This window comes from Flavobacterium sp. GSA192 (genome assembly GCF_006386525.1).
Lineage (GTDB): Bacteria > Bacteroidota > Bacteroidia > Flavobacteriales > Flavobacteriaceae > Flavobacterium > Flavobacterium commune.
Map to the genome: position 1 here is coordinate 498981 of NZ_VAHC01000001.1, position 23715 is coordinate 522695.

The 23715-nt window shown below is 36.5% G+C and carries 22 protein-coding genes and 1 pseudogene; 14 read left to right on the forward strand and 9 right to left on the reverse strand.

Annotation, left to right across the window (positions count from 1 at the left end):
- Positions 1-86: 86 nt before the first annotated feature.
- The 9 genes from nadB to ric all read right to left on the reverse strand — a co-directional run bounded on the left by nadB (position 87) and on the right by ric (position 8843).
- Entirely contained in the window at positions 87-1637 is a 1551-nt protein-coding gene (gene nadB / locus FDM27_RS02095) for an L-aspartate oxidase (RefSeq protein WP_140484997.1), read from the reverse strand.
- Positions 1637-2581 (reverse strand): quinolinate synthase NadA, encoded by a 945-nt coding sequence (gene nadA, locus FDM27_RS02100; protein ID WP_071185107.1) that lies wholly within the window; start codon positions 2579-2581, stop codon positions 1637-1639. The genes nadB and nadA overlap by 1 nt, the downstream gene beginning before the upstream one ends.
- 81 nt (positions 2582-2662) lie before the next feature.
- Positions 2663-3097, reverse strand: coding sequence for an RrF2 family transcriptional regulator (locus tag FDM27_RS02105; protein ID WP_140484998.1), 435 nt, complete (start codon positions 3095-3097; stop codon positions 2663-2665).
- Positions 3098-3150: 53 nt separating this feature from the next.
- Positions 3151-4368, reverse strand: coding sequence for a hypothetical protein (locus FDM27_RS02110; protein ID WP_140484999.1), 1218 nt, complete (start codon positions 4366-4368; stop codon positions 3151-3153).
- 43 nt (positions 4369-4411) lie between these two features.
- Entirely contained in the window at positions 4412-4861 is a 450-nt protein-coding gene (locus tag FDM27_RS02115) for a CopD family protein (protein WP_071185110.1), read from the reverse strand.
- 11 nt (positions 4862-4872) lie between these two features.
- On the reverse strand, positions 4873-5562 hold the full coding sequence (locus FDM27_RS02120) for an anaerobic ribonucleoside-triphosphate reductase activating protein (protein WP_140485000.1): 690 nt from the start codon (positions 5560-5562) through the stop codon (positions 4873-4875).
- The gene (nrdD, locus tag FDM27_RS02125) at positions 5546-5710 is read right to left on the reverse strand and encodes an anaerobic ribonucleoside-triphosphate reductase (RefSeq protein ID WP_128194331.1); all 165 of its coding nucleotides are present in this window, start codon (positions 5708-5710) and stop codon (positions 5546-5548) included. The genes FDM27_RS02120 and nrdD overlap by 17 nt, the downstream gene beginning before the upstream one ends.
- An 81-nt stretch (positions 5711-5791) precedes the next feature.
- Positions 5792-7882, reverse strand: a complete 2091-nt coding sequence (locus FDM27_RS02130; RefSeq protein ID WP_071186333.1) for a ribonucleoside triphosphate reductase — start codon at positions 7880-7882, stop codon at positions 5792-5794.
- Between the two features lie 232 nt (positions 7883-8114).
- Positions 8115-8843: an iron-sulfur cluster repair di-iron protein gene (gene ric, locus FDM27_RS02135; RefSeq protein WP_140485001.1), complete on the reverse strand. Its 729-nt coding sequence runs from the start codon at positions 8841-8843 to the stop codon at positions 8115-8117.
- A 291-nt stretch (positions 8844-9134) separates the two neighbouring features.
- Between ric and FDM27_RS02140 the strand changes: the two genes are divergently transcribed.
- From FDM27_RS02140 to FDM27_RS02205, 14 genes and pseudogenes are all read left to right on the forward strand, one after another.
- On the forward strand, positions 9135-9569 hold the full coding sequence (locus tag FDM27_RS02140) for a c-type cytochrome (RefSeq protein WP_140485002.1): 435 nt from the start codon (positions 9135-9137) through the stop codon (positions 9567-9569).
- Positions 9570-9580: 11 nt separating this feature from the next.
- Positions 9581-10915: a cbb3-type cytochrome c oxidase subunit I gene (locus tag FDM27_RS02145; protein ID WP_140485003.1), complete on the forward strand. Its 1335-nt coding sequence runs from the start codon at positions 9581-9583 to the stop codon at positions 10913-10915.
- Positions 10916-11025: 110 nt separating this feature from the next.
- On the forward strand, positions 11026-11817 hold the full coding sequence (locus FDM27_RS02150; RefSeq protein ID WP_140485004.1) for a CbbQ/NirQ/NorQ/GpvN family protein: 792 nt from the start codon (positions 11026-11028) through the stop codon (positions 11815-11817).
- A 76-nt stretch (positions 11818-11893) separates the two neighbouring features.
- Positions 11894-13669: a nitric oxide reductase activation protein NorD gene (locus FDM27_RS02155; RefSeq protein ID WP_140485005.1), complete on the forward strand. Its 1776-nt coding sequence runs from the start codon at positions 11894-11896 to the stop codon at positions 13667-13669.
- Positions 13670-13676: 7 nt separating this feature from the next.
- Entirely contained in the window at positions 13677-14642 is a 966-nt protein-coding gene (locus FDM27_RS02160) for a DUF438 domain-containing protein (RefSeq protein WP_140485006.1), read from the forward strand.
- 7 nt (positions 14643-14649) lie between these two features.
- Positions 14650-15231 (forward strand): cytochrome c oxidase subunit 3, encoded by a 582-nt coding sequence (locus FDM27_RS02165; RefSeq protein ID WP_140485007.1) that lies wholly within the window; start codon positions 14650-14652, stop codon positions 15229-15231.
- 2 nt (positions 15232-15233) lie between these two features.
- Positions 15234-15479 (forward strand): cytochrome C oxidase subunit IV family protein, encoded by a 246-nt coding sequence (locus FDM27_RS02170; RefSeq protein ID WP_140485008.1) that lies wholly within the window; start codon positions 15234-15236, stop codon positions 15477-15479.
- 167 nt (positions 15480-15646) lie between these two features.
- Positions 15647-17080, forward strand: a complete 1434-nt coding sequence (nirK, locus tag FDM27_RS02175) for a copper-containing nitrite reductase (protein ID WP_255510469.1) — start codon at positions 15647-15649, stop codon at positions 17078-17080.
- 85 nt (positions 17081-17165) lie between these two features.
- A pseudogene (locus FDM27_RS02180) lies at positions 17166-17486 on the forward strand (c-type cytochrome); the annotation flags it as partial.
- A gap of 26 nt (positions 17487-17512) precedes the next feature.
- Positions 17513-18313 (forward strand): formylglycine-generating enzyme family protein, encoded by an 801-nt coding sequence (locus FDM27_RS02185; protein ID WP_140485010.1) that lies wholly within the window; start codon positions 17513-17515, stop codon positions 18311-18313.
- Positions 18310-18942: an SCO family protein gene (locus FDM27_RS02190; protein WP_255510441.1), complete on the forward strand. Its 633-nt coding sequence runs from the start codon at positions 18310-18312 to the stop codon at positions 18940-18942. The genes FDM27_RS02185 and FDM27_RS02190 overlap by 4 nt, the downstream gene beginning before the upstream one ends.
- Before the next feature lie 7 nt (positions 18943-18949).
- The gene (locus FDM27_RS02195; protein WP_140485011.1) at positions 18950-20212 is read left to right on the forward strand and encodes an alginate export family protein; all 1263 of its coding nucleotides are present in this window, start codon (positions 18950-18952) and stop codon (positions 20210-20212) included.
- Between the two features lie 182 nt (positions 20213-20394).
- A complete protein-coding gene (locus FDM27_RS02200) occupies positions 20395-21870 on the forward strand; it encodes an MFS transporter (RefSeq protein WP_140485012.1) in 1476 nt (491 codons plus the stop codon).
- Between the two features lie 27 nt (positions 21871-21897).
- Positions 21898-23559 (forward strand): MFS transporter, encoded by a 1662-nt coding sequence (locus tag FDM27_RS02205; RefSeq protein ID WP_255510442.1) that lies wholly within the window; start codon positions 21898-21900, stop codon positions 23557-23559.
- The last annotated feature ends 156 nt before the right edge of the window (positions 23560-23715 follow it).

Consider the following 23715-nt stretch of genomic DNA (forward strand, 5'->3'; position numbering starts at 1 on the left):
GTTATAGCAGTAAGATAATAAAAAGAACAAAAGGTTTAATTATTCATAAAAAAATATTGAATGTCTTTTTTAATCCTAAAACTGAACTAGGAATTTTTTTTAACAAATGAAGCCGATTCAAATTTTACAAAGCCACCACGATTTTCATGTCTTTCAATAGATTGGGTAACAATCAAATATCCTATAGTAATCATATTTAATAATTCGTAATACGAAGTGTTGATTTGATGTGTTTTACTAATCGCTTCTATTTCTTGTTTCCAATTCAATAGTTGTTCTTTAGCTTTAATTAAATCAGAGTCGTATCTAACAATACCCGCATTTTGTCTCATTAAATGCTGAAGATTTGCTTTTAAATTTGTCAAATAGTTAGCATCAATTTCCGGTTTTTCAGTAGCTACTGTTTCCTGAATATCCTTCTTTATTGTTCTGATCTCTAAATTAGGATCGGCCAGATATTCGTAAATTCTACTCGAATAAACTAATGCTTCTAACAATGAGTTAGATGCTAGTCGGTTAGCTCCGTGTAAGCCGGTTTGTGAACATTCGCCACAGGCAAATAAATTGTTTACTGATGTTTTTCCGTCAGTGTCAACAACAATTCCGCCACAAATATAATGTTGAGCAGGAACTACAGGAATCCAGTCTTTTTCTATGTCAATTCCAGCCTTTAGGCAATGATTGTAAATCATTGGGAAATGCTTTTTGAAAGCTTCTATATCCAGATGAGTGCAATCTAAATACACGCAATCGTCACCTGATTTTTTTAGTTCCAAATCAATACTTTGGGATACAATATCTCTGGATGCCAATTCTTCTCTGGAATCATAATCAATCATAAAACGATGTCCTTTTTTGGTGCGTAAATAAGCACCAAAACCTCGAACTGCCTCAGAAATTAAAAATTTGGAACCGGTAGATGTATCATAAAAAGCGGTAGGATGAAATTGGATGAATTCCATTTCTTTAATATTGGCATGAGCACGATAGGCCATGGCAATTCCGTCTCCGGTTGCTATTACAGGATTGGTAGTGTGTCCGTAAAGATGACCAATTCCGCCGGTAGCCAACAGCGTAATATCGGATAGGTAAGTGCTTATTTGTTTTGTTTTTTCGTCCAAAACAATAGCTCCTACGCAGCAGTTGTCAGCGGTAATTAAATCGGCTGCAAAATGATGATCTAAAACGGTGATATTGTCTTTTTGATACACCTGCATCAAAATAGCGCGTTCTATCTCATGACCGGTTTGGTCTTTATGGTGTACGACACGGTTTTCTGAATGTCCGCCTTCTTTACCTAAATTTAAATTGCCATCAGAGTTTTTGTCAAATTTGGCTCCCCATTCAATTAATTCTTTTAATCGCTTTGGACCTTCGGTAACAACCATTTTTACGACAGCTTCATCACATAATCCATCTCCACAAATCAAAGTGTCTTCGATGTGTTTTTGGTATGAATCTTCATTTTTATCAGTAACAATGGCTATACCACCCTGGGCATATTTGGTATTTGATTCGTCAGCATTTGCCTTGGTTACAATGGTTATCTTTTTGTTCGGAAATTGCTCTGCTATTCGAAGGGCAAATGTCAAACCGGCAACACCAGAACCGATAATCAGGTAATTGGTATTTGTCATTATTTTGATAATTCAAGCATTCTCTCAATTGGAATTAATGCTTTTTGGATAATGTCTTCGGCTACGTGAACTTCAGGACTTTCATTTACTAAGCAATCATATACTTTTTGTAAAGTATTCATTTTCATGTAACCACATTCACTGCAGGCGCAAGTATTGTCTTCTTTTGCAGGAGCCGGAATTAAGATTTTATCAGGTACTTCCTGTTGCATTTTGTGTAAAATACCAAATTCAGTAGCTACAATAAATTTATTGTTAGGATTGTTTTTTACATAATCAATCATTCCTGAAGTCGAACCAATATAGCTGGCAGTAGCTAAAATATGAGTTTCAGATTCCGGGTGTGCAATGATTTTTGCATCCGGATGTTGTTTGTGCAATTCGATTAATTTATCCAATGAAAAGGCTTCGTGAACTACGCAGGAACCATCCCAAAGTAACATATCGCGCCCTGTTTTGCTCATCACATATTTTCCTAAATTCTTGTCCGGAGCAAAGATGATTGGTTTGTCTTTAGGAATTGATTCTACAATTTTTACTGCATTTGCTGAAGTAACCACAATGTCAGTCAATGCTTTTACTTCGGCCGAACAATTCACGTAAGTAATAACCGTATGGTCAGGATGTTGATCGATGAAGTTTTTAAATAAATCCGGAGGACAGGATTCTGCCAATGAACATCCTGCATTCAAATCAGGAAGGATTACTTTTTTGTTTGGATTTAAAATCTTAGCTGTTTCAGCCATAAAATGGACTCCTGCAAAAAGAATAATATCGGCATCCACTTTCATCGCTTCTTGTGATAATCCCAAGCTGTCCCCTACATAATCCGCTATGTCCTGAATATCATTTTCCTGATAATAATGCGCTAAAAGAACCGCATTTTTCTCTTTTTTTAATTGTAATATTCGTTCTTTTAGGTCTTTTATTTTGTTTGTATCCATTTTAATATTGATAACAAGTGTTTAATTGTAATATGTTGTTGTTTGTTGTTTTGTTTTTGTAAAGCTAATTTATTTAAAAAGTTAATACCTTAAAAAAGTATCTCCTGATTTAATTCCCATTGCCAATTCCTCTAAATTAGTATTCTCTAACATAAAAGCCAATTCATTTCGGATGGATTTGAATTTCTCATGTACCGGACAAGGGTGTGTTTCTGAGCAATGGCTTAAGCCTAAACCACATCCTGTAAAAACAGAATCACCTTCGAGTGCAGTTACAATCTGAGACAATTTTATCTGACTCATTTTTTCTTTTGGAATTTCAAATCCACCACCCACACCTTTGATAGAATTGATAATATTGTTTTTAGATAAAATCTGTAAAATCTTGGCCGTAAAAGCCTCGGGAGAATCTATCTTTTTGGCAATATCTTTTAGACCGGATCTATTATTTTGATAAGATTCGGATGCAATAAAAATAGTCGCTCGAATCCCATATTCGCAGGTTTTAGAGAACATAATTAGTTTTTTACAAATTTATAGAAAATAAGCGTTATTATTCGACTCAATTTTCAGTATTTATGTGATTTAATTATGCCTTTAAAAAGGCTAAAAATAAGCATTAAAATAGCTACAGGTAAGAAAATGCTAGTAAAAAATAGGTTTTGGAAATACATAGGGAATTGTCCTTTCTCTAAAAAGAGATAAATGCCTTGTCCAAATAACAGCAATTCGGTTAGTACAAAACCAAAAATAAATAGTTTTATTCCCCAATTGGATAATTTTTTCTGTCCGTTTAAAAAAGAATTTTTTAATAGGAAAGCAAACAAAAAACCGCTGATAATCCCTAACATAGTCAGGTGAATATAACCAATTACAAAATTTCGAATTTGATGTGAAATTTGAGCCAATTCAGGAATTAAAACCACTAATTGAATAACAATTTTTAACAATAATGAAGTTAAAGCAAAACCATAAAGTAATTTTTCAATAGCTTTTAAAGCGGTGTAGAAAGTTTGAAAATATGGTCGGATTATTTGAATAAAAAGAATAAAAGAAAGCAGTTGCAATAGTACTCCTATGCTGTTTATCCAATGAAAAACAGGATTAGAAAGATACCAACTTACCGGTAAAGCCAAAGTGAAAATGGTGGCTGTGACTAACAATTTGTAGCATAATCGAAATTGCTTTTCGTTGATATTTGCTTTTAATTGATGAAAAAACAAGGCTAAAACGGCAAAAAGAAACCAACCGTTGAATTGGAAATGCAGGAAGAACTGAATGGCAATTTGGTAAAAAGCACTGGCTTTACCAAGCAATCCAACTGCCGGTCCCAAACACCAAACCCCCAGAGTCGATAAAATCATGAAAAATAAAGCAGTTTTCAAAAGTAATTTTTCCGGCAGCGAATCGGTATGGGCGTCTTTCCATACCAATCGGCAGAAATAATAACTGCAAAAAATATGAAGTGTAGAAAATGCAATCGAAAAGAAAGCATATCCTTCAACAGGAAAACGAAACATCATGCCAATAACAGCTATTTCAGTTAGCCAAAATAATCGGTTGTAAACGGGTTTTTGCTGTGTTGTTTTTGGGATAAAAAAATGAACAATCAAACTGTAAATCATCAGATAAACCCAGCCTAGCATGGCAACATGAGAATGTCCGTGTAATAAAAACTGATAATTTATAATTTCAACAGGGAATACATAGAGCAACCGAAGCAGCAATCCCATGAATGCTGCAATAAAGAAATTGAAAAAGCAGGTTAAAAGCCAAGATTTTTGCATAGTTATCCTCTAAAATAAATATTGCCTATTGGTGTAGCAATTTTTAAAAACCTCCAAATCGTATGAATGATCCAAAAATAAGCATTAAAACACCAATTGTTGTCACCGATACAATATGAAAAATCATTTCGGATAAGTGAGTGGAATCATTTTTTAATCTTGGTATCACTCTAAATTGTGCGCTTAATGCAAAGGCTACGGTTAGCAATAATAAAATCAATTTTGAAGAGACAACTTTCTCAATGGGTGAAGCAAATTGAAACCAAAAATGGATGCTCACACCGTATTTGTAAGCTATCATAATGCCGGTAGTTACTAAGAAAAAGAGCGAAGTCATTCCTACTGCCTCGTATTTCCTTTCGTAATTTAAAATGATTTTGGGGTCTTTTTCCCTGAATGCCTGAGGTAAATAGGCAAAACAAAGTAATAAATGTCCGCCAACCCATATTGCGGCACTTAAGAGATGAATGATTAATAGCAGATGATGATTCATTTTTTCAGAAATTATTTTCTAATACAAACTTTAATTTTCGAAGTAGAGAGTTTTTGGCTGTCTAATTCCCGGAACGAATGTCCTAATTTGGCCAAGGTTTTTACATCATTTACAAAATACTGGATGTAATAATTCCCAGAATATTTTTTATTTTCTAAATACGCAATCATTAGTTGAATGTCTTTTTCTCTAATTAATTCTGAATGAACAGTGGTACGAACCTCGAACGGAAGCTGGCTTTCCAGCAATAAATGTAAGGACTTTTCAAAAGCAGAAAAAAGTGTGGATTGGGTTATTTTTTCAAAGTGCTCGGGCAGAGCCTTAAAATCTAAAGCTACATAATCAATTAATTGGTTTTCGATTAGTGTTTTTAAGACTTTGGGTTGGGAACCATTAGTGTCGATTTTGACCAGAAAGCCCATTTTTTTGACTTCAGCAATTAATTCTATGATGTTTTTATGCAGCAAACATTCGCCTCCGCTGAAAACCACTCCGTCTAATAAAATTTTTCGGGAGCGAAGAAAGCCAAGTGCTTTTTCGAAAGAAATACTTCCTTTTCCCAATACAATTTCCGGGTTGTAGCAGTAGAGACAACGCATATTACAGCCTGCAAACCAAAGGATACAGGCTGATTGATGCGCATAATCTAATAACGTAAAAGGGGTTATGCTGTAAATAGGGGTGCTAACATTTTTCTTCATTGAAATGAGTGCGTTGTTTGTGCTCGCCTTTTTTACCAATGTTGAAACTCTCTACAGGTCGGTGGTAGCCCATAACGCGGGTGTACACTAAGCATTTGGTTCTTAAATGCTGTTTTTCTTCTAAAATGGGATTAGTGGCTGTTTTCATATTTTGTGGAGTTATGAGTTATGTGTTAAAAGTTATGAGTAAAGAGTTGGTTACCAATTTTCGATAGCTGATACTTAACTCTTAATTTTTTTCTATTAATAAAAGATCATCACATTTTGGACAATATTCGTGTTCGCCATTCAAATAGCCATGTACCGGGCACACACTAAATACTGGCGTTACGGTGATGTAAGGCAATTTGAAATTGCTAATCACTTTCTTGACAAATTTTTTACAGGCTTCGGGCGAACTGATTCTTTCGCTCATGTACAAGTGCAATACCGTTCCTCCGGTGTATTTGCATTGCAATTCGTCCTGAAGAAACAAGGCTTCAAAAGGATCTTCGGTGTGATTCACCGGAATTTGGGAACTGTTGGTATAATAGATGTTATTTTCCTGTCCTGCCTGATAAATATCGGTAAAGCGTTTCCGGTCTTCCTTGGCAAAACGATAGGTAGTTCCTTCGGCAGGAGTCGCTTCCAGATTGTATAAATTTCCGGTTTGTTCCTGAAATTCTCTCATTCGGTTGCGGATATGGTCTAATATTTCAGAAGCAAATGCAATTCCGGATGCGGTCGTGATATCGTTTTGGTTTTCAGTAAAATTGATAATCATTTCGTTCATCCCGTTTACCCCGATTGTTGAAAAATGATTTCTGAAATGAGGCAAATAACGTTTCGTATACGGATACAAACCACGGTCGTACATTTCCTGAATGAACACTCTTTTTTTCTCCAGAGTCGATTTCGAAATAGATAATAATCGGTCTAATTGTTTGAACAATTCGGTTTTGTTTCCTTTGTGTAAATACCCTAAACGCGCCATGTTGATGGTTACCACTCCAATGCTTCCGGTCATTTCGGCACTTCCAAAAAGTCCATTACCGCGTTTTAAGAGTTCGCGCAAATCCAGTTGCAAACGGCAGCACATAGAACGCACTGCATTGGGTTTATAAGCATTCGGATTTTCTTCTTTATTGCCATTTTCATCCAAAACATATTGGCTTCCGATAAAATTTTGGAAATAGGAAGATCCAATCTTGGCTGTATTTTCAAAAAGCAATTCGGTATTTTCGCCGTTCCAGTCAAATTCCTCGGTGATATTTACCGTTGGAATCGGGAACGTAAATGGCTGTCCATTGGCATCACCTTCAGTCATTACGGTGTAATAAGCTTTGTTGATGAGGTTCATTTCGGGTTGAAAATGCTCGTAACGCAAATCGGTTAGTTTTAAGACCCCTCTTTCTTTCGCTCGAACCAAAAGATCATAATTAAAGTTTCCTTCAAAAAAATGCAAATCATTTTTCGTCGGGATTTGTGTTTTCAAATCTTCGGGCACGACCCAGTCCAAAGTGATATTGGTAAAAGGCGATTGTCCCCAACGGGCAGGCACATTCAGGTTGTACACAAAACTGCGAACCGCTTTCAGCACATCATCAAACGATAAATTATCCTTGAAAACATAAGGAGCCAGATAGGTGTCAAACGAACTGAAAGCCTGCGCTCCAGCCCATTCGCTCTGTAAAATTCCAAGAAAATTAGCCATTTGTCCTAAAGCTTCCCTGAAATGTGAAGGCGCTTTGCTTTCCACGCGACCTCTCACGCCGTTAAAACCTTCGTTGAGTAATACGCGTAAACTCCAGCCGGCGCAATAGCCTGTCAAGCAGTCTAAATCGTGAATATGGATGTCACCATTGCGGTGTGCATAGCCTTCTTCTTTGGTATAAACTTTATCCAGCCAATAATTGGCAATGATTTTTCCCGCCACATTGTTGACCAAACCGGCATTAGAGTAGGAGGTATTCGCATTGGCATTGATGCGCCAATCGGTTTGTTCGATATATTCTTCGATAGTTTGGGTACTGTCTACATAAGTGGTGTCCTCATTAAGACCATCAATATGCTCGCGTTGCAGTTTACGGGTATGTCGAAACAACATAAACGAACGCATGACTTCAAAATAGTGTTTCTCGAAAAGCGTTTTTTCAATCAAATCCTGAATTTCCTCTACCGCCCAGGTTTCTTTGGTTTCCAGGCCTTGTAAAATGGTTTTGAAAATATTTTCATCAAATACTACATTGACACTGTTGAAACTTTTTTCAATGGCATCCTTTATTTTAAAACTCTCAAAGGGTTTGTATTCGCCGTTTCTTTTGATAACATATTTTTCCATAGCATTTGATGATTTTGATTTACTTATGAAGGCATTCGCATTTAAAATTTTTCACCACGAATTACACAAATAAACACAAACTACACCCCGTTTTAATTTCACGAATCTGTCAAAGGCAGATAGAAATTTGTGTTATTTGATTTTTAATTGATTAAGAATTAGTGACAATTGGTGAAATTCGTGTCCAACTTTTTTTTCAATGCGAACACTCTGTTTACTTATTTGGTTTTTATTATTGTTCTGAGAATTTTTTCTCCAATGCGACTGCTTTTGGGAACAAGATGTTATTTTCCAGATGGATGTGTTTGTGTAAATCCTGCTCGAATTCCTGAAGCATGGCAAAGGTTACTTTGTAGGTATTACAGGCATCTGCCGGCGGTGTATAATTATTGGTCAATTCGGCAATTTTGCGGAAACGCTCTCCTTCGGCATCGTGCTCGTGCATCATCATGGCAATCGGGTTTTCTACCGTCCCAAAATGTGGTTGCTGAATCAGTTCATCGCTAAGACTGGCTTTGACCAATTTTTTGATGAAAGGAAATAAAATCAGTTCTTCCTTTTTCATGTGTTGCGCCAGTTCCCCCGCACAGCCTATGAAAAGTTCGTTGATTTCAAACAGTTCCGGATGGCTTGCTCCATGCACTTTACATAGTTTGTCTAAGAAAGGAAGTAAAATCTGGGTTTTGTCTTCCACATAACGGTGATGGGTTTTCTCAATATAGTCCACCAATAAATCCATTGGCCAGGATTGGAAGTCGATGGTATTGTCGTTTTTTGTTGCCAAAACAGCGTTAATTTCTTCTTGTATTTCATTCGCATCAATGAATTTTTTTTCACAGGCTTGTTCGATTGTTCGGTTGCCTTTGCAACAAAAATCAATTCCGTATTTTGAAAAAATAGCTGCTGTTCTAAAATCTTTTGCTACATATTCTCCAATTGTTGTTTTTTCTAATGTTTCCATAATTGTTGTTTTTAAGTTTAAAAATTAAATAATCTCTTTGTAAAAAGGATAAAATTGTCCTAAATTGATTTTCGCTAAGTTTTGTTTTTTAAATGATTTGTAATCAGTTAAATGAGCTTCGATTAGTTGCCCTTGTTTGTGACTGTAATTTTAGGAATAATAAAAAATATAGAATATGATTTAAATCATATTCTATATTTCATATCAATCTTTTCTTTGCAATATCAAATAAAGGATGTTTTTGTCCTTTATTTAAAAATCTACATTTATTAACTAAAAAACGAATTAAGTATGCTTTCAAAATCACAGGCAAGAGCATTTTTTTTGGGTGGGACATTGGTCACTTTTTTAATCTTTATAGGATTGACCGTTTATTCCTTTATGCCCAGAAACGATCAAACAAACTACACTAAGATTGACAAAAAGGTAGTACGGGGAAAAGAACTTTGGGAAACCAACAACTGTATGGGATGTCATTCGATCATGGGAGAAGGAGGCTATTATGCTCCCGAATTGACAAAAGTACTCGACCGAAGAGGGGAAGGCTATGTCAAAGCAGCCTTAATGTCGCCGGTACCCTGGGCACCTAGTGGTCGAAAAATGGTAGCCTACCACATGAACGAAAAAGATGCCGATGCATTGGTAGCCTACTTTAAATGGGTTGGAAAAATAGATTTAAATGGTTTTGACCGAATTGTTTCGCCTTTAGCCAAAGAAAATAATTAAAACGTATTATTATGAAATATAAATCACAAAAAGTGGCCTATTGGTTTTTTGCACTGTGTATGCTTTTGTTCTCCCTGCAAATTATCTATGGTTTTATCATGGGCTTCGACCGTATAGGAATACAAGGATTACACGACATTATTCCCTTTAATACGGCACGTGCCGTACATACCAATTTGTTGGTGGTTTGGTTATTGACCGGTTTTATGGGAGCCGCTTATTACATTATTCCCGAAGAGGCCCAACGAGAATTAATCAGCGTCAAGTGGGCTTATGTACAATTAATTTCTCTAGCGGTGGTAGGAGTTGTAGCCATTGTTGGCTTTCACTTCAACCATTGGGAAGGTAGAAAATTCTTGGAGATTCCCAGAGAATTGGACTTTCTGGTAGTGATTAATGTATTGCTTTTTCTGGGATTAATTCTGGGAACGCTATTCAAAGGAAAACGCCAGACAACCACGGCTTTGGTTTTATCCATGGGATTGTTGTTTGCCGCCTTATTGTACCTGCCGGGAATGATTTGGTTTGACAGTCAGGTAATGGATTCATTCTTCCGTTGGTGGGTAGTACATCTTTGGGTTGAAGGAGTTTGGGAGTTGATTATGGGAGGTATTCTTTCGTTCCTGTTAATCAAATTAACGGGTGTTGACCGAGAAGTAATCGAGAAATGGTTGTATGTAATTGTTGGTTTAACTTTCCTTTCCGGAGTGTTGGGAACAGGACATCACTATTATTTCATCGGGGTGAATAAAATTTGGTTAATCGTGGGGGGAATTTTCTCTGCCTTAGAACCTTTGGCTTTTCTGGCGATGGCATTGTTTGCCGTGAATATGTACCGTAAAGGCGAAAAAAGCCATCCAAACAAAATAGCCTTATTCTGGACCATTGGTGCTTCTATTGTTTCATTTATTGGTGCTGGTTTACTAGGGTTTGCACACACTTTGCCCCAAACTAATTTATACACACATGGAACATTGGTAACGGCTATGCACGGACATTATGCGTTTTGGGGTGCTTACGCCATGATTGTTCTTGCAATTATAAGCTATGCACTTCCTAATTTAACGGGTAGAAAACGCTACAATACTACACAAGGAAATACAGCATTTTGGTTGTCCAATGTTGGAATGCTGGGAATGACTGTAGCCTTTGGGGTTGCAGGTGTGGCCCAGGTTTATTTGGAACGCAAAATGAAAATGGAATTTATGGCCGTTCAAAACGAAATCAGTATCCATTTTGTAGTACTGCTTATTTGCGCTACGATGTTTACCACCGGAATAAGCCTCTTCATTTATGATTTCTTTAAATATGGCCGTCCTTCGGATGAAGCCATAGAGCTAAAATAACTAACCGAATCCCTTTTTTTTTACCGGAACGATAACGAGCGTTTTTTAGAACTGCATTTCCAGAAAGACAATGGTTTGACGTTCCGGTTTTTTTCTAAAATTTTAAAAATATGTTAGTAGAAACTTTAATAAATACGCCCTATTATCATGCTGTTGGCAAAGAGATAGACGTTTTTAACCAGGCATATAAAAACAAAATTCCTTTTTTATTGAAAGGACCAACCGGAACGGGGAAATCCCGTTTTGTGGAATTTATGGCGCATCAACTGGATAAAAAAATCATCACTATCAGCTGTCATGAAGAAACCTCTTCTACGGATTTAATAGGTCGGTTTATCATCAAAGGAGCCGAAACCGTCTGGTTGGACGGTCCGTTGACCACTGCTGTAAAAGAAGGGGCGATTATATATCTGGATGAGGTGGCCGAAGCCCGTCCCGATGTGATTGTCGCTATTCACTCCCTGACCGATCATAGACGCGAATTGTTTATTGATAAACTGGGAGAAACGTTGAAAGCACACGAGGATTTTATGTTGGTGGCTTCCTTCAATCCGGGTTATCAAAGAGGTTTTAAAGAACTGAAACCTTCCACACGCCAACGTTTTATTGCGGTGTCGTTTGATTATCCCGAACCCAAAATCGAAACCGAGATTTTGGTTAATGAAACCGATATCGATACGGATACGGCTAAAAAACTGGTGGCCATTGGAAATAAAATCCGAAACCTGACCGAATTAGGATTGACGGAAACGGTTTCTACACGACTGTTGGTAGATGCCGCAAAAATCATCCACAGCGGATTACCCAAACGTTTGTCTGTTCATGTGGCAATTGTAGAACCCCTGACAGATGACTTACAAACACTGGAAGCACTCAAAGATTTGTGCAATTTGATGATATGAAAAAGTGTTGATAGTTTGTTGTTTATAGTTTACAGAACCACAAACCATTAACTAAAAAATCAAAAACTTTTTGAAAATGGGTTTCGAAATAGATGAATATTTAGTTGGGAAATTCTTTAAACACTTAAAAAAAAGTAGAAAAGTACATCCCGAAATTCTGGCAAGAACGGTTAGCCTTAGCGAAATTAAACCGCGGCTGACTATTTTGGCAAGGGCTTTAACAGGCAATCCTATCGAAATTTTTCCAGCCGAACGCGAAGGAGGTTATAAAAACAATAATTTTTTCCTTCCGATTTCCTTTGCCGAATTTTCAACCAAAGAACAAAACCACACTTTTTATCTTTTCCGGATATTGTTTTTAAGCGTCCAACAACGTTTGAATCTCAATTGGACTTTCGAAGAAAAAGAACCGTCATTGGAGCTTTCGCAGCAAAAAGCATTAGAAACTTCTAATGCGATTTTGAAAATTGTATTCGAAGATTATGCTCTTGACGAAAACTTTCATGCCCAGGCCAGAGAACATTTTATTCAGCAAGCAACTGAAAAAAAAGCTCCTGATTTTTCCTGGCTTTACGGTAAATGGATGCAAAATGAGGTAGAACAAAATCCCGAAACGGTGCTCGAAAATTTCTCGGATAAGACCAAAAAAGGAATCGAAAACCAGCCTACAACTACTTTAAAAGCAACTGCGGTGGAAGAAGTTAAAACGGTGGAATTGGACAAAAAACAGCAGGAAGATTATGTCTTGCTGCATAATTTTGAAAAGGTAGAAACGGCCGAAGAATTTAATGGCGTCTGGCGTGATTTTGATGGCTCGGACGAATTGGAAGACCATCAGGAAGCTTTGGAAGAGCTGAATATGAAATTCACCGTCCGCGTGGATGATACGGCTCATTCGGTTTATCAGGCTGATTTTATTGAGAACACTTCAATCTCCGAAAGTGCCGAAGTGGATGCCAAAGGATTTCATCTGACCTATAACGAATGGGATTGCAGCAAAGGAATTTACAAAGAGAATTTTTGTAAAGTCTATCCCAAATCACAACAAAAAACCGATTCGGATTATTACAAAAAGACGATTGCCAAAAATGCTTCGATCTTGATGGGCTTGCGCAAAATGTTGACCAATGTCAATAACAAAATGCAACAGCAAAAACGCCAGACCCAAGGCGACGAATTTGATATTGATGCCATTACCGATTTGTATGTCGATGTGCATTCCCGAAGAACGCCTTCGGACAAAATTTATATTTCGAACCGTAAAAAAGAAAAAGATTTATCTATTCTGATTCTGTTGGATATCAGCCTTTCCAGCGATGGATATGCCGCAGGAAACCGGGTGATTGATGTGGAGAAAGAGGTTTCCATTCTTTTTGGGGAAATCCTGAACGAGTTCAATATCGATTTTTCGATTGACAGTTTTTATTCGAAAACCCGAAATTATTCGACCTATTTGACCATTAAGGATTTTGATGAAAATTGGAATATTGGCAAACATAAAATCGGAGCTGTTGAGCCTAGCGGTTATACCCGAATCGGGGCAGCTCTGCGCCATGCCGGTGCCCGACTTGACAAAAGAAATACCAAAAATAAATGGGTAATCCTGATTTCTGACGGAAAGCCGAATGATTACGACAAATACGAAGGCAACTACGGTATTAACGATGTGAAACAGGCACTTCGCGAACTTAATTCAAAGAATATCAATTCCTATGCGTTGGCCATTGAGGCCGAAGCGAAATATTATTTGCCGCAAATGTTTGGGCAGAATCACTATCAGATTTTAACCACCCCTGTTGAATTATTGCAATCGTTAGTGCGATTGTATGAAAAAATTAAACATCAAAAATAATAGTACAATGAACACTGATTCTAATACCACAAGACTTCCCGAAGGGCACCCTATCAGGGTATATTTTCAGGAAAATGATCTGATTCATTTTCTTTTAGAAGAATTATCAAATACAAATCCTGAAGAAGATTTTCAAAAATATACGAATGTATTTAATGAATTGTGCACGATTGAAAAACGATTTGCCCGAAAAGAAAACCAGCTTTTTCCGTTTTTGGAAAAGAAAAACTGGGTTGGACCATCACAGGGCATGTGGTCTTTTCATGATAATTTGAGAGAACAATTTCGTTTGATTCGTTATTATCTTAAAACTCAAAATCCCGAAAAAATAAGTACAAACACTCCATTTTTGGTTGATGGGATTTATCGCTTGATGCATGTGGAAGAAACGGTTTTATTTCCCAATGCTTTGGATTTACTTTCCGAAGAAGACTGGATAAAAATGCGTGTCGGTGAGGAAGAAATTGGCTGGATGTTGCCTAATACTCCGGCTCCGTTTCCGGCTGTTGAATACGTTCATCCGGCTGAAGATGTTACTCCGAGAGAACTGACTTTTTCTTTAGAAAACACTTCCCATTATGATGAAGGCTATATGACGGTGGAGCAGGTGAATTTGCTTTTTAAAACGATGCCGTTGGATTTGACTTATGTCGATGAAAACGACAGAGTGATTTTTTATAATCGGGGAGAAGAACGTGTTTTTCCCAGAAGTTCCGGAATCATTGGGCGTGAAGTTAAATTTTGTCATCCGCCCAAAAGTGTGGGAACGGTGCTGAAAATTTTAGAAGAATTTAGAAAAGGAACACAAAATGAATCTTCGTTTTGGATAAATTATAAAGAACGTCTGATTTACATTCGCTATTTTGCTGTAAGAGATGCCGATAAAAACTACAGAGGTGTTATCGAAATGTCACAGGATATTACGGATATTAAGAAAATAGAAGGAGAAAAAAGATTGTTGGATTGGGAATAATTTTAGAATGAATACACAAGAAATAAATTATAAAAACATTTATTATCCGCCGGGAGGCATCCTGATGTGGATTATTATTTTTCTGGAAATCATTACTTTCGGAATGGCATTGGTAGCATTTGTATTTTATGGCAATCAGGAAGCTGATTTGTTTCATGAATCACGTTTGCAATTAAATACGGTTTTTGGTGCTGTAAACACGGTTTTCTTATTAACGAGTGGTTTGTTTATGGCCGCAGCTGTTCATGAGTTTAAAGGAAGAAATAGTAAAAAAGCTTCTTTTTATTTAAAGTTGACCATGCTGGGAGGTATTTTATTTATGCTGCTAAAAAGTGTCGAATATTACCATAAAATAGAAAGCGGAATTTCATTGGATACCAATATGTTTTACACATTTTATTGGTTATTGACGGGATTCCATCTTATTCATGTCATCATCGGATTGGTTATTTTAGGATGGACAAACTACGGGATGACCAAGAAAAATTCGGATACTGTGGTTGAAGATGTTGAGGCTTGCGCTGCTTTTTGGCATATGTGCGATTTGATTTGGTTATTGTTGTTTCCGGTTTTATATCTAATTTTTTAATCATGAATAAATCTTTAATTTTTACTTATATCTCGCTGTTATTTTTTACACTTATTACAGCGGTACTTTCTATATATTTACCCATAAGCAAACTGTTGATTAGTCTTGTTTTAGGATTTGCTACAGTTAAATTTTTATTGGTTGTATATCAATTTATGGAATTAAAAAAAGCCAATATTTTCTGGAAAATGAGTGTTTTACTAACACTGGGACTGTTGGTTTTGTTGTTGTTGTTTCTTAAAAAATAATTCTTAAAAAAAACTTATAAAGATGATATTTGTCAGTTTTTAATTAGAATGTGAGTTTTAATTTTATACTTAAATAAAGGATAAAAAAGTCCTTTATTAAAAAGTAATTTAATTTGAAATTTATGAAAACTACATTTAACTCTTGTAAGTATTACAGTGCTTTGCCTATGGTAGTATTTGCAGTCTTTTTCTTTTTTGCTTGTTCTAAAAAAGAAGCGCAAAATTATCAGGATATAAAAGTAAAAGGACGAACAGAAGCCGAACTAACCGCTCCGCCATTTGTGCCAAAACCCGTTGGAGATCGTGCTGCTACTAAATTGGTTGTCAATATGGAGATAAAAGAAGAAGTAGGAGAAATGGTCGATGGAGTAAAATATACCTATTGGACATTTGGAGGATCTGTACCGGGAAGTTTCATCAGAACCAGAGTGGGTGATGAGGTGGAGTTTCATCTAAAAAACCATCCGGATAACAAAATGCCGCATAACATCGACTTGCATGCTGTAACCGGGCCAGGTGGAGGAGCAACATCGTCTCTGGTAGCACCGGGACACGAAAAAGTATTTAATTTCAAAACCATAAATCCAGGATTGTATGTTTATCACTGTGCCACAGCACCTGTAGGGATGCATATTGCTAACGGAATGTATGGTTTGATATTGGTAGAACCAGAAGGAGGATTGCCTCCGGTTGACAAAGAATACTACATCATGCAGGGTGATTTTTATACCAAAGGAAGTTATGGAGAACAAGGTTCTCAACCTTTTGATATGAATAAAGCCATTAAAGAAGAGCCTGATTATGTGGTTTTCAATGGAAAAGTAGGTGCTGTTGCCGGAGATAAAGCAATTACAGCCAAAGTGGGTGAAACCGTTCGTATTTATATGGGTAACGGAGGTCCAAATTTGGTCTCTTCTTTCCACGTAATTGGGGAAATTTTCGACAAAGTTCATATTGAAGGAGGAGATATGGTTAACAAAAATATCCAAACTACTTTGATACCTGCCGGTGGTTCAGCCATTGTAGAGTTTAAAGTTGATGTTCCGGGTACTTTGATATTAGTAGATCATTCCATTTTTAGGGCTTTCAATAAAGGAGCATTAGGGATGCTGAAAGTTGAAGGAGAAGAAAATAAGAAAATTTATTCAGGAACAATTCAAGAAGGAATTTATTTGCCGGAAGGAGGAACAATCCAGAACATGCCTAAAACGAATGGTGTTGCAAAAGCTCCTGTAGCCAAAACAGTTCCTGAACAAATAAAAGCAGGTAAAGGATTGTATGAAAGAACTTGTTTTGCCTGTCATCAACTAGAAGGACAGGGAATTCCTAATGCTTTTCCACCATTGGCTAAATCTGATTTCCTAAATGCTAATCCGGATAGAGCAATTGGTGCTGTATTGCATGGATTGAGCGGAGAAATCACAGTAAACGGCAAGAAATTCAACAATGTAATGACCAGCCAAAATTTAACAGACGAGCAGGTAGCTGATGTTTTGACCTATGTATATAATAGTTGGGGTAATAATAAAACAGTTGTAACTCCTGCAAAAGTAAAAGCAGTTAGAGCAAAACCAGCTCCTAAAGTTGCTTCTGAACATTAAAATAAAAACAATAATTTAATATTAAAAACCAATGAAAAAGTATGTTTTAAGCATCGTAATGATGGGAGTAGGTTTGTATGGCTATAGCCAAAATGCAACTAAAGGGAAATCGGTTTATATGCAAACCTGTGTGGCTTGCCATCAGGCAACAGGTGCTGGAGTACCGGGAGCTTTTCCGCCATTAGCAAAATCTGATTATCTTAACAAAGATGTAAACAGAGCTATCAAAGGAGTGGTAAAAGGATTAAATGGACCTATAGTTGTAAACGGGAAAAAATTTAGTGGAGCCATGCCAGCTCAGGCATTAAGTGATCAACAAATTGCCGATGTACTAACTTATGTCTATTCAAGCTGGGGAAATAGCAAAAAAGTGATTACTCCAGCAATGGTCAAAGCCCAAAGATAATTACGAATTGTTTAAAAAGAGTATCTATGTTTCTACAAAAAAAAATAACAGCCATTTTGATGTTGTTGACGGCTACTCTTTTTGCACAAGAAGTAAAAATGGTATCCATAAAAGAGGGCAGCTTTGTCCCTCTTTATGGAGTTACCAATAAAAAACCGGTTAAAGTCACCTCCTTCAGTATAGATGTGTATCCGGTAACTAATGCACAATATCTGGCTTTTGTAAAAAAATATCCAGCTTACAGCCGTTCTAAAATGAAAGGACTTTTTGCGGATAAAAGTTATTTGAATCAATGGGAAAGTGATTTCAATTACGGAAAAAACAATTTAGATAATGCAGCTGTAACCAATGTTTCCTGGTTTGCTGCTAAAAAATACTGCGAATGTCAGGGAAAAAGATTACCCACAATGGATGAATGGGAATATGTTGCTATGGCCGATGAAAAGCGTATTGATGCCCGTACCAAAGAAAATTTCAATAAATACATCATGTCCTGGTACGAAAAACCGAAAACCTTTGCCAATCCGATAGGGCAAACCTTCAAAAATTATTGGGGTGTTTACGACATGCATGGACTGGTTTGGGAATGGACGGCCGATTTCAACAGTATTTTTCTTTCCGGTGAATCCAGAAAAGACAAGGATACCGATAAGAATTTGTTTTGTGGCAGCGGTTCAGTTAATGCCACCGATTTGATGAATTATGCTGCCTTTATGCGTTATGCATTTAGAGGCAGTTTAAAAGCAAGATATACTACTAGAAATCTGGGATTTCGCTGTGCTAAAGATAAAGTTGCTCTAGTGAAACCCATTCAAAATTTAAGATGATGAAATCAAAATTGGAATGTCAGAAAATAAAAAAAAGAATCCTTAGCTTGCTTTTTTTAGGAGTATTTGTGTTGGCAATTACATTACAATCCTGCAACCAAAAAGCAAAAGCAGCGGTAAAAGACAAGCCGATTTCAGATTTGTCGATTTATAATCTTCCTTCCAAATGGACCAATCAAAACGGACAGCATATCGAAATGAAAGATATGAAAGGAAAAGTTCTGGTCATGGTGATGATTTATACTTCCTGCAAAGCTGCCTGCCCTAGATTAGTTGCAGATATGCGTAATATCGAGCAGCGTTTGCCCGAAAAGATTAAAGACAAGGTGAAAATGGTTATGGTAAGTATTGACCCGGAAACAGATACGTCTAAACGTCTTAAAGCTTTTGCTGTCGAAAATAAAATGGATAGCAATCAATGGGTTTTTCTGCGTTCAACCGAAGAAAATACCCGGGAGTTTGCAGCAGTTTTGGCAGTAAATTATAAAAAAATATCCCCTATTGATTTTTCTCATTCCAATATTATCAGCGTATTCAATGCCGACGGAGAACTGACATATCAACAAGAAGGTTTGGGTGTTAATTCGGATGCAACGATAGCCAAAATTAAAGAGGAAGCTCAAAAATAAATTAACGATGAAAGCACTAAAAATAATTGGCCTGGCATTAACAGGAATACTAAGTCTGGGAACTTATGCACAGGAATTGGATGCCAATTTACAAATAAGACCTCGTTACGAATACCGAAACGGTTTTAAAAGCCCGATGTCAAACGGAGAAGATGCGACTTCATTTGTCTCACAGCGTTCCCGATTGAATTTGAATTTTAAACAAGAAAAATTAAAAGTCAAACTGACTTTACAGAACATCCGAAGCTGGGGCGATGTTGCTACCACAACCACAGCGGATAAAAATGGAGTAGCTGTTTTTGAAGCCTGGGCACAATATGAATTTAGTCCCAATTGGTCTGCTCGTTTTGGTCGTCAGGTGATTTCCTATGACAATCAGCGTATTTTTGGAGAAATCGATTGGTTGCAACAAGGACAAAGCCATGATGCCGCCTTGTTTTCTTTCCATAAGGAAAAACATCAACTGGATTTAGGTTTCGCTATGAATGCCAATGCTGAAAATTTGGTTGCTCCTAAAACGCCTTATACCACTAATTATAAATCGATGCAATATGCCTGGTATCATACGCAATTTGGTAAAATAAGTAGCAGTTTTTTATTGTTGAATACGGGTTATGAATTTGAAAAATCGGTTGGGAATTTAGAAGTCGATTACAAACAAACTTTTGGAACTTATCTTGTTTTTAAAGATAAAAAATGGGATAGCAATTTAGGTTTGTACGGACAAACAGGAAAAAGTACCGATAAGAATGTCAGTGCCTGGTATGCAGGAGCCAATGTAGGTTATGCCTTGACTGATGCTTTTAAAGCAACTTTGGGATATGAATTTTTATCAGGGAAAGATCAAAATGATAGCAGTTTAGCAATTAAATCGTTCAGTCCTATTTTTGGAACCAATCACGCTTTTAATGGTTTTATGGATTATTTCTATGTTGGGAATCATCAAAATAGTGTGGGATTGCAGGATGCTTATTTGAAATTAAATTATGCTTCCAAAAAATGGCAATTTTCGTTAACACCACATATTTTCAATGCGCCCAATACGGTTTTGGATGCTTCCAATCAAAAAAAGGAAAGCTATTTAGGAACAGAGCTTGATTTTACCTTGGGCTACGCTGTTCAAAAAGATATTCAGGTTTCAGCCGGATATTCTCAGATGTTTGCTTCCGAAACTTTAGAAAGACTTAAAAATGTAACTAATGCTGCAAATACTAACAATTGGGCGTGGGTTATGGTTTCTATAAATCCAAAAATCTTTTCATTAAAATAAAGTCTATTAATTCGTTTTTTTTTAACCTCTATTTAGAAGCTCTCGGGCATTTAATGGAGGTTTTTTGTATTAAAAAATAAATTATATTTGAATTTAGTAAGAATATAAAACTTGCTGATATTTATCATATTTATAGATAAAGGACTATTATATCTTTACATCATAATTGATTTAGGGAATTTATGAGCAATTTATCACAGTCACATCGTATTTTATTTTTGAATACACTGGCATTTACAATCAGTTTTGCCTGTTGGACTTTAAATGGTGTTTTAGTTACTTTTTTAGTAGATAGAGGAATTTTCAATTGGTCAGTTGTTGAGGTAGGATGGTTGTTAGGATTGCCTATTTTATCGGGAGCTGTTTTTCGTTTACCAATAGGAATTTTAACCGATAAATACGGAGGAAAAAAAGTATTCTCTACATTGTTGTTACTTTGTTCTATTCCATTGTTTTTATTGCCTTTTGCCGGTTCATTTTGGGAATTTGCAGTATTAAGTTTTTTGTTTGGATTGGTAGGAACCAGTTTTGCTGTTGGAGTAGGATATACTTCAGTTTGGTATCCTAAAGAATGGCAGGGAAGAGCCTTAGGAATTTTCGGAATGGGAAATGCCGGTGCTGCCGTCACTACTTTTTTTGCGCCAAGCTTACTCAATTTTTTATCCGAAACAGATACGGAGAACGGCTGGAAAATGCTTCCTGTAATTTACGGAGTGGTATTGGTAGCAATTGGATTATTGTTTGTGTTTTTTGCTAAAAATAAAAAAGCAGCAACAGTGGCCAGATCAACATCCGAATTATTAGCTCCTTTAAAAAATGTCCGTGTTTGGCGATTTGGGGCTTATTATTTCTTAGTCTTTGGATGTTTCGTTGCTTACTCACAATGGTTGTTACCTAATTTTATGAATGTGTATCACACAACCTTAGTAATGGGAGGAATGTTTGCCACTTTATTTAGTTTGCCATCCGGTGTAATCAGGGCTTTTGGGGGTTATTTGTCTGATAAATATGGAGCAAGAGCAGTTATGTATTGGGTTTTAGGTTCTTCAATTGCCATTAGTTTTTTATTGATGTTTCCTAAAATGGAAGTTTTTACATCGGGTCCCGGAGTTTTAGCAACTAATAATGGAGTGGTTACCCAAGTATCAGCCTCTGAAATTAAAGTAGGAGAAAGAACTTACAATGTTAATGCAAAATCAACAATTAGTTCATCTGATTCGGATATTTTGCCTGTTCGAAATTCATGGCAGGAAATTGTAGTACAACAAAATCAGGAAGTCAAAAAGAAAGAACTTTTGGCAGAAGGAATCACCCAAATAAAATTTAATGCCAATATGTGGATTTATTTGGTATTGGTAGTTTTAATCGGGATTTCATGGGGAATTGGAAAGGCAGCCGTTTTCAAACACATTCCGGAATATTTCCCTAACGAGGTGGGAGTTGTAGGAGGAATGGTGGGTTTAATAGGTGGTTTAGGCGGATTTATAGGGCCAATATTATTCGGATACTTATTGAATGCAACTGGCTTATGGACGAGTTCCTGGATATTTATTTTCCTGATTTCTGTGGGCTGTTTATTATGGATGCACCGAACCATTATTAACATTATGAGAGAAAAGATGCCTCAGTTTACCAAAGGAATTGAGCGCAACCAATAAAATAGAATAATTTTAAAAAATAATATTATGGATACTTACTTAAAAAAAATAGGATCAGAGCCTGAAAATGTATCTAACGAAACGCAAACCAATAAAAGTAATACGTGGTTGACCAAGTGGGAGCCTGAGGATGAAGCATTCTGGGCGGCAACAGGTAGTAAAATTGCCTGGAAAACATTAACAGTAACCACTCTTTCATTAATCTTATCATTTGCTTCCTGGTTTATGATGAGTGTCATTGCGGTGAAACTTCCTGGACTTGGTTTTTCATTTTCTAAAGATCAGCTTTTTTGGTTGGTGGCTATTCCGGGATTAGCTGCGGGTTTTTTACGAATTATACACACCTTTATTCTGCCTATTTTCGGAACAAGGCATGTAGTGACTGTGGCAACTTTACTCAAATTAATTCCAGCAATTGGAATCGGGTTTGCAGTGATGGATACCTCTACTCCATTTTGGGTATTTGTTCTTTTGGCTATTACCACTGGTTTTGGTGGCGGAGATTTTTCATCTTTTATGCCTAGCACAAGTTTGTTTTTTCCAAAAAGATTAAAAGGAACAGCGTTGGGAATCCAAGCGGGTATTGGGAATTTTGGGGTTTCTTTAGCTCAGTTTATTACTCCGATTATTTTGAGTGTTAGTATTTACGGGACCACTTCGGTATTTACAAGTATCGATGCCAAAGAAACACAAAATGTTTTAACAGACTCAACAATTGAAAAGCAAAAAGAAGTTTTTGCCGCTTTGGACGTTAAAACGCAAAATATAATTTTGGCTACTGTAAAGAAACCGCTTTTAGATTCAGTAACAACTGCCGTAAAATCAGCAGATAATACAGTAGTTTTTGCAGCTTTGCCTTTGGAAGTCAAATCGAAAGCCATAGCTAATGCAAATCCTAAGTTAGCTGAAAAAATATTAAACAAAATAAGCCCCAAAAATGAGGCGGTAAATAAAAGCAGTATCTATATTCAATCTGCTGCATTTTGGTATATTGGTTTTCTCTTAGTTTTGGCATGTATGAGTTGGTTCTTTTTAAAAAGTATCCCAATGCAGGCTTCAGTAAAAGAGCAGATGGATATTTTTAAAAACAAACATACCTGGTATTGTACAATTACTTATCTAATGACTTTTGGAACTTTTGCCGGTTTGTCAGCAGCTTTTCCTTTGATGATAAAATTTTTATATGGTGATTTTCCAAACGCTCCGGATCCGTTAGTGTATGCTTTTTATGGTCCGCTTATTGGTTCTGCCAGCAGAATAGCTTTTGGATTTATTGCTGATAAAGTAGGAGGAGCCATCTTGACAACTATTACAGGTATTGGAATTTTAGCAGGAGCTGTTATTTTAATCACTCAGGGATTAGTAGCACCAACAAGCATGGAACAGTTTCCGTTATTTGTTGGAGTAATTTTAGCGATGTTCTTTTTTACAGGTATTGGAAATGCCGGAACTTTTAGACAGTTTCCAATTATCTTTTCAGAAAATCAAAGACAGGCAGCAGGTGTTATTGGTTGGACAGCAGCCATTGCCGCTTTTGGTCCTTTTATTTTTTCAAAATTAATAGGGAATAACATTTCTGCCAATGGAACTGTGACTCAATTCTTTATTGGTTTGATTGTTTTTACTATATTAGCTACAATTGTTAACTGGTGGTTTTACAATCGAAAAGGATGTGAGAGACCAAGTTAAATGAAGGAATACTCATGGCAAACGCACCAGTTCCAGAAATAAAAAAAGTAGCCACGAACCTGTCTGCCGACAGGCAGGTTACACGAAATAACACTAATTTGGATGTTATAATATTCCACAAATCTACCAAAGGCAGATAAAAATTTGTGTAATTTA

Excerpts from the sequence above, each read along its gene's own strand:
- nadB (WP_140484997.1), bottom strand. The coding sequence starts at position 1,637 with ATGACAAATACCAATTACCTGATTATCGGTTCTGGTGTTGCCGGTTTG.
- nadA (WP_071185107.1), bottom strand. The coding sequence starts at position 2,581 with ATGGATACAAACAAAATAAAAGACCTAAAAGAACGAATATTACAATTA.
- FDM27_RS02105 (WP_140484998.1), bottom strand. The coding sequence starts at position 3,097 with ATGTTCTCTAAAACCTGCGAATATGGGATTCGAGCGACTATTTTTATT.
- FDM27_RS02110 (WP_140484999.1), bottom strand. The coding sequence starts at position 4,368 with ATGCAAAAATCTTGGCTTTTAACCTGCTTTTTCAATTTCTTTATTGCA.
- FDM27_RS02115 (WP_071185110.1), bottom strand. The coding sequence starts at position 4,861 with ATGAATCATCATCTGCTATTAATCATTCATCTCTTAAGTGCCGCAATA.
- FDM27_RS02120 (WP_140485000.1), bottom strand. The coding sequence starts at position 5,562 with ATGAAGAAAAATGTTAGCACCCCTATTTACAGCATAACCCCTTTTACG.
- nrdD (WP_128194331.1), bottom strand. The coding sequence starts at position 5,710 with ATGAAAACAGCCACTAATCCCATTTTAGAAGAAAAACAGCATTTAAGA.
- FDM27_RS02130 (WP_071186333.1), bottom strand. The coding sequence starts at position 7,882 with ATGGAAAAATATGTTATCAAAAGAAACGGCGAATACAAACCCTTTGAG.
- ric (WP_140485001.1), bottom strand. The coding sequence starts at position 8,843 with ATGGAAACATTAGAAAAAACAACAATTGGAGAATATGTAGCAAAAGAT.
- FDM27_RS02140 (WP_140485002.1), top strand. The coding sequence starts at position 9,135 with ATGCTTTCAAAATCACAGGCAAGAGCATTTTTTTTGGGTGGGACATTG.
- FDM27_RS02145 (WP_140485003.1), top strand. The coding sequence starts at position 9,581 with ATGAAATATAAATCACAAAAAGTGGCCTATTGGTTTTTTGCACTGTGT.
- FDM27_RS02150 (WP_140485004.1), top strand. The coding sequence starts at position 11,026 with ATGTTAGTAGAAACTTTAATAAATACGCCCTATTATCATGCTGTTGGC.
- FDM27_RS02155 (WP_140485005.1), top strand. The coding sequence starts at position 11,894 with ATGGGTTTCGAAATAGATGAATATTTAGTTGGGAAATTCTTTAAACAC.
- FDM27_RS02160 (WP_140485006.1), top strand. The coding sequence starts at position 13,677 with ATGAACACTGATTCTAATACCACAAGACTTCCCGAAGGGCACCCTATC.
- FDM27_RS02165 (WP_140485007.1), top strand. The coding sequence starts at position 14,650 with ATGAATACACAAGAAATAAATTATAAAAACATTTATTATCCGCCGGGA.
- FDM27_RS02170 (WP_140485008.1), top strand. The coding sequence starts at position 15,234 with ATGAATAAATCTTTAATTTTTACTTATATCTCGCTGTTATTTTTTACA.
- nirK (WP_255510469.1), top strand. The coding sequence starts at position 15,647 with ATGGTAGTATTTGCAGTCTTTTTCTTTTTTGCTTGTTCTAAAAAAGAA.
- FDM27_RS02185 (WP_140485010.1), top strand. The coding sequence starts at position 17,513 with ATGTTTCTACAAAAAAAAATAACAGCCATTTTGATGTTGTTGACGGCT.
- FDM27_RS02190 (WP_255510441.1), top strand. The coding sequence starts at position 18,310 with ATGATGAAATCAAAATTGGAATGTCAGAAAATAAAAAAAAGAATCCTT.
- FDM27_RS02195 (WP_140485011.1), top strand. The coding sequence starts at position 18,950 with ATGAAAGCACTAAAAATAATTGGCCTGGCATTAACAGGAATACTAAGT.
- FDM27_RS02200 (WP_140485012.1), top strand. The coding sequence starts at position 20,395 with ATGAGCAATTTATCACAGTCACATCGTATTTTATTTTTGAATACACTG.
- FDM27_RS02205 (WP_255510442.1), top strand. The coding sequence starts at position 21,898 with ATGGATACTTACTTAAAAAAAATAGGATCAGAGCCTGAAAATGTATCT.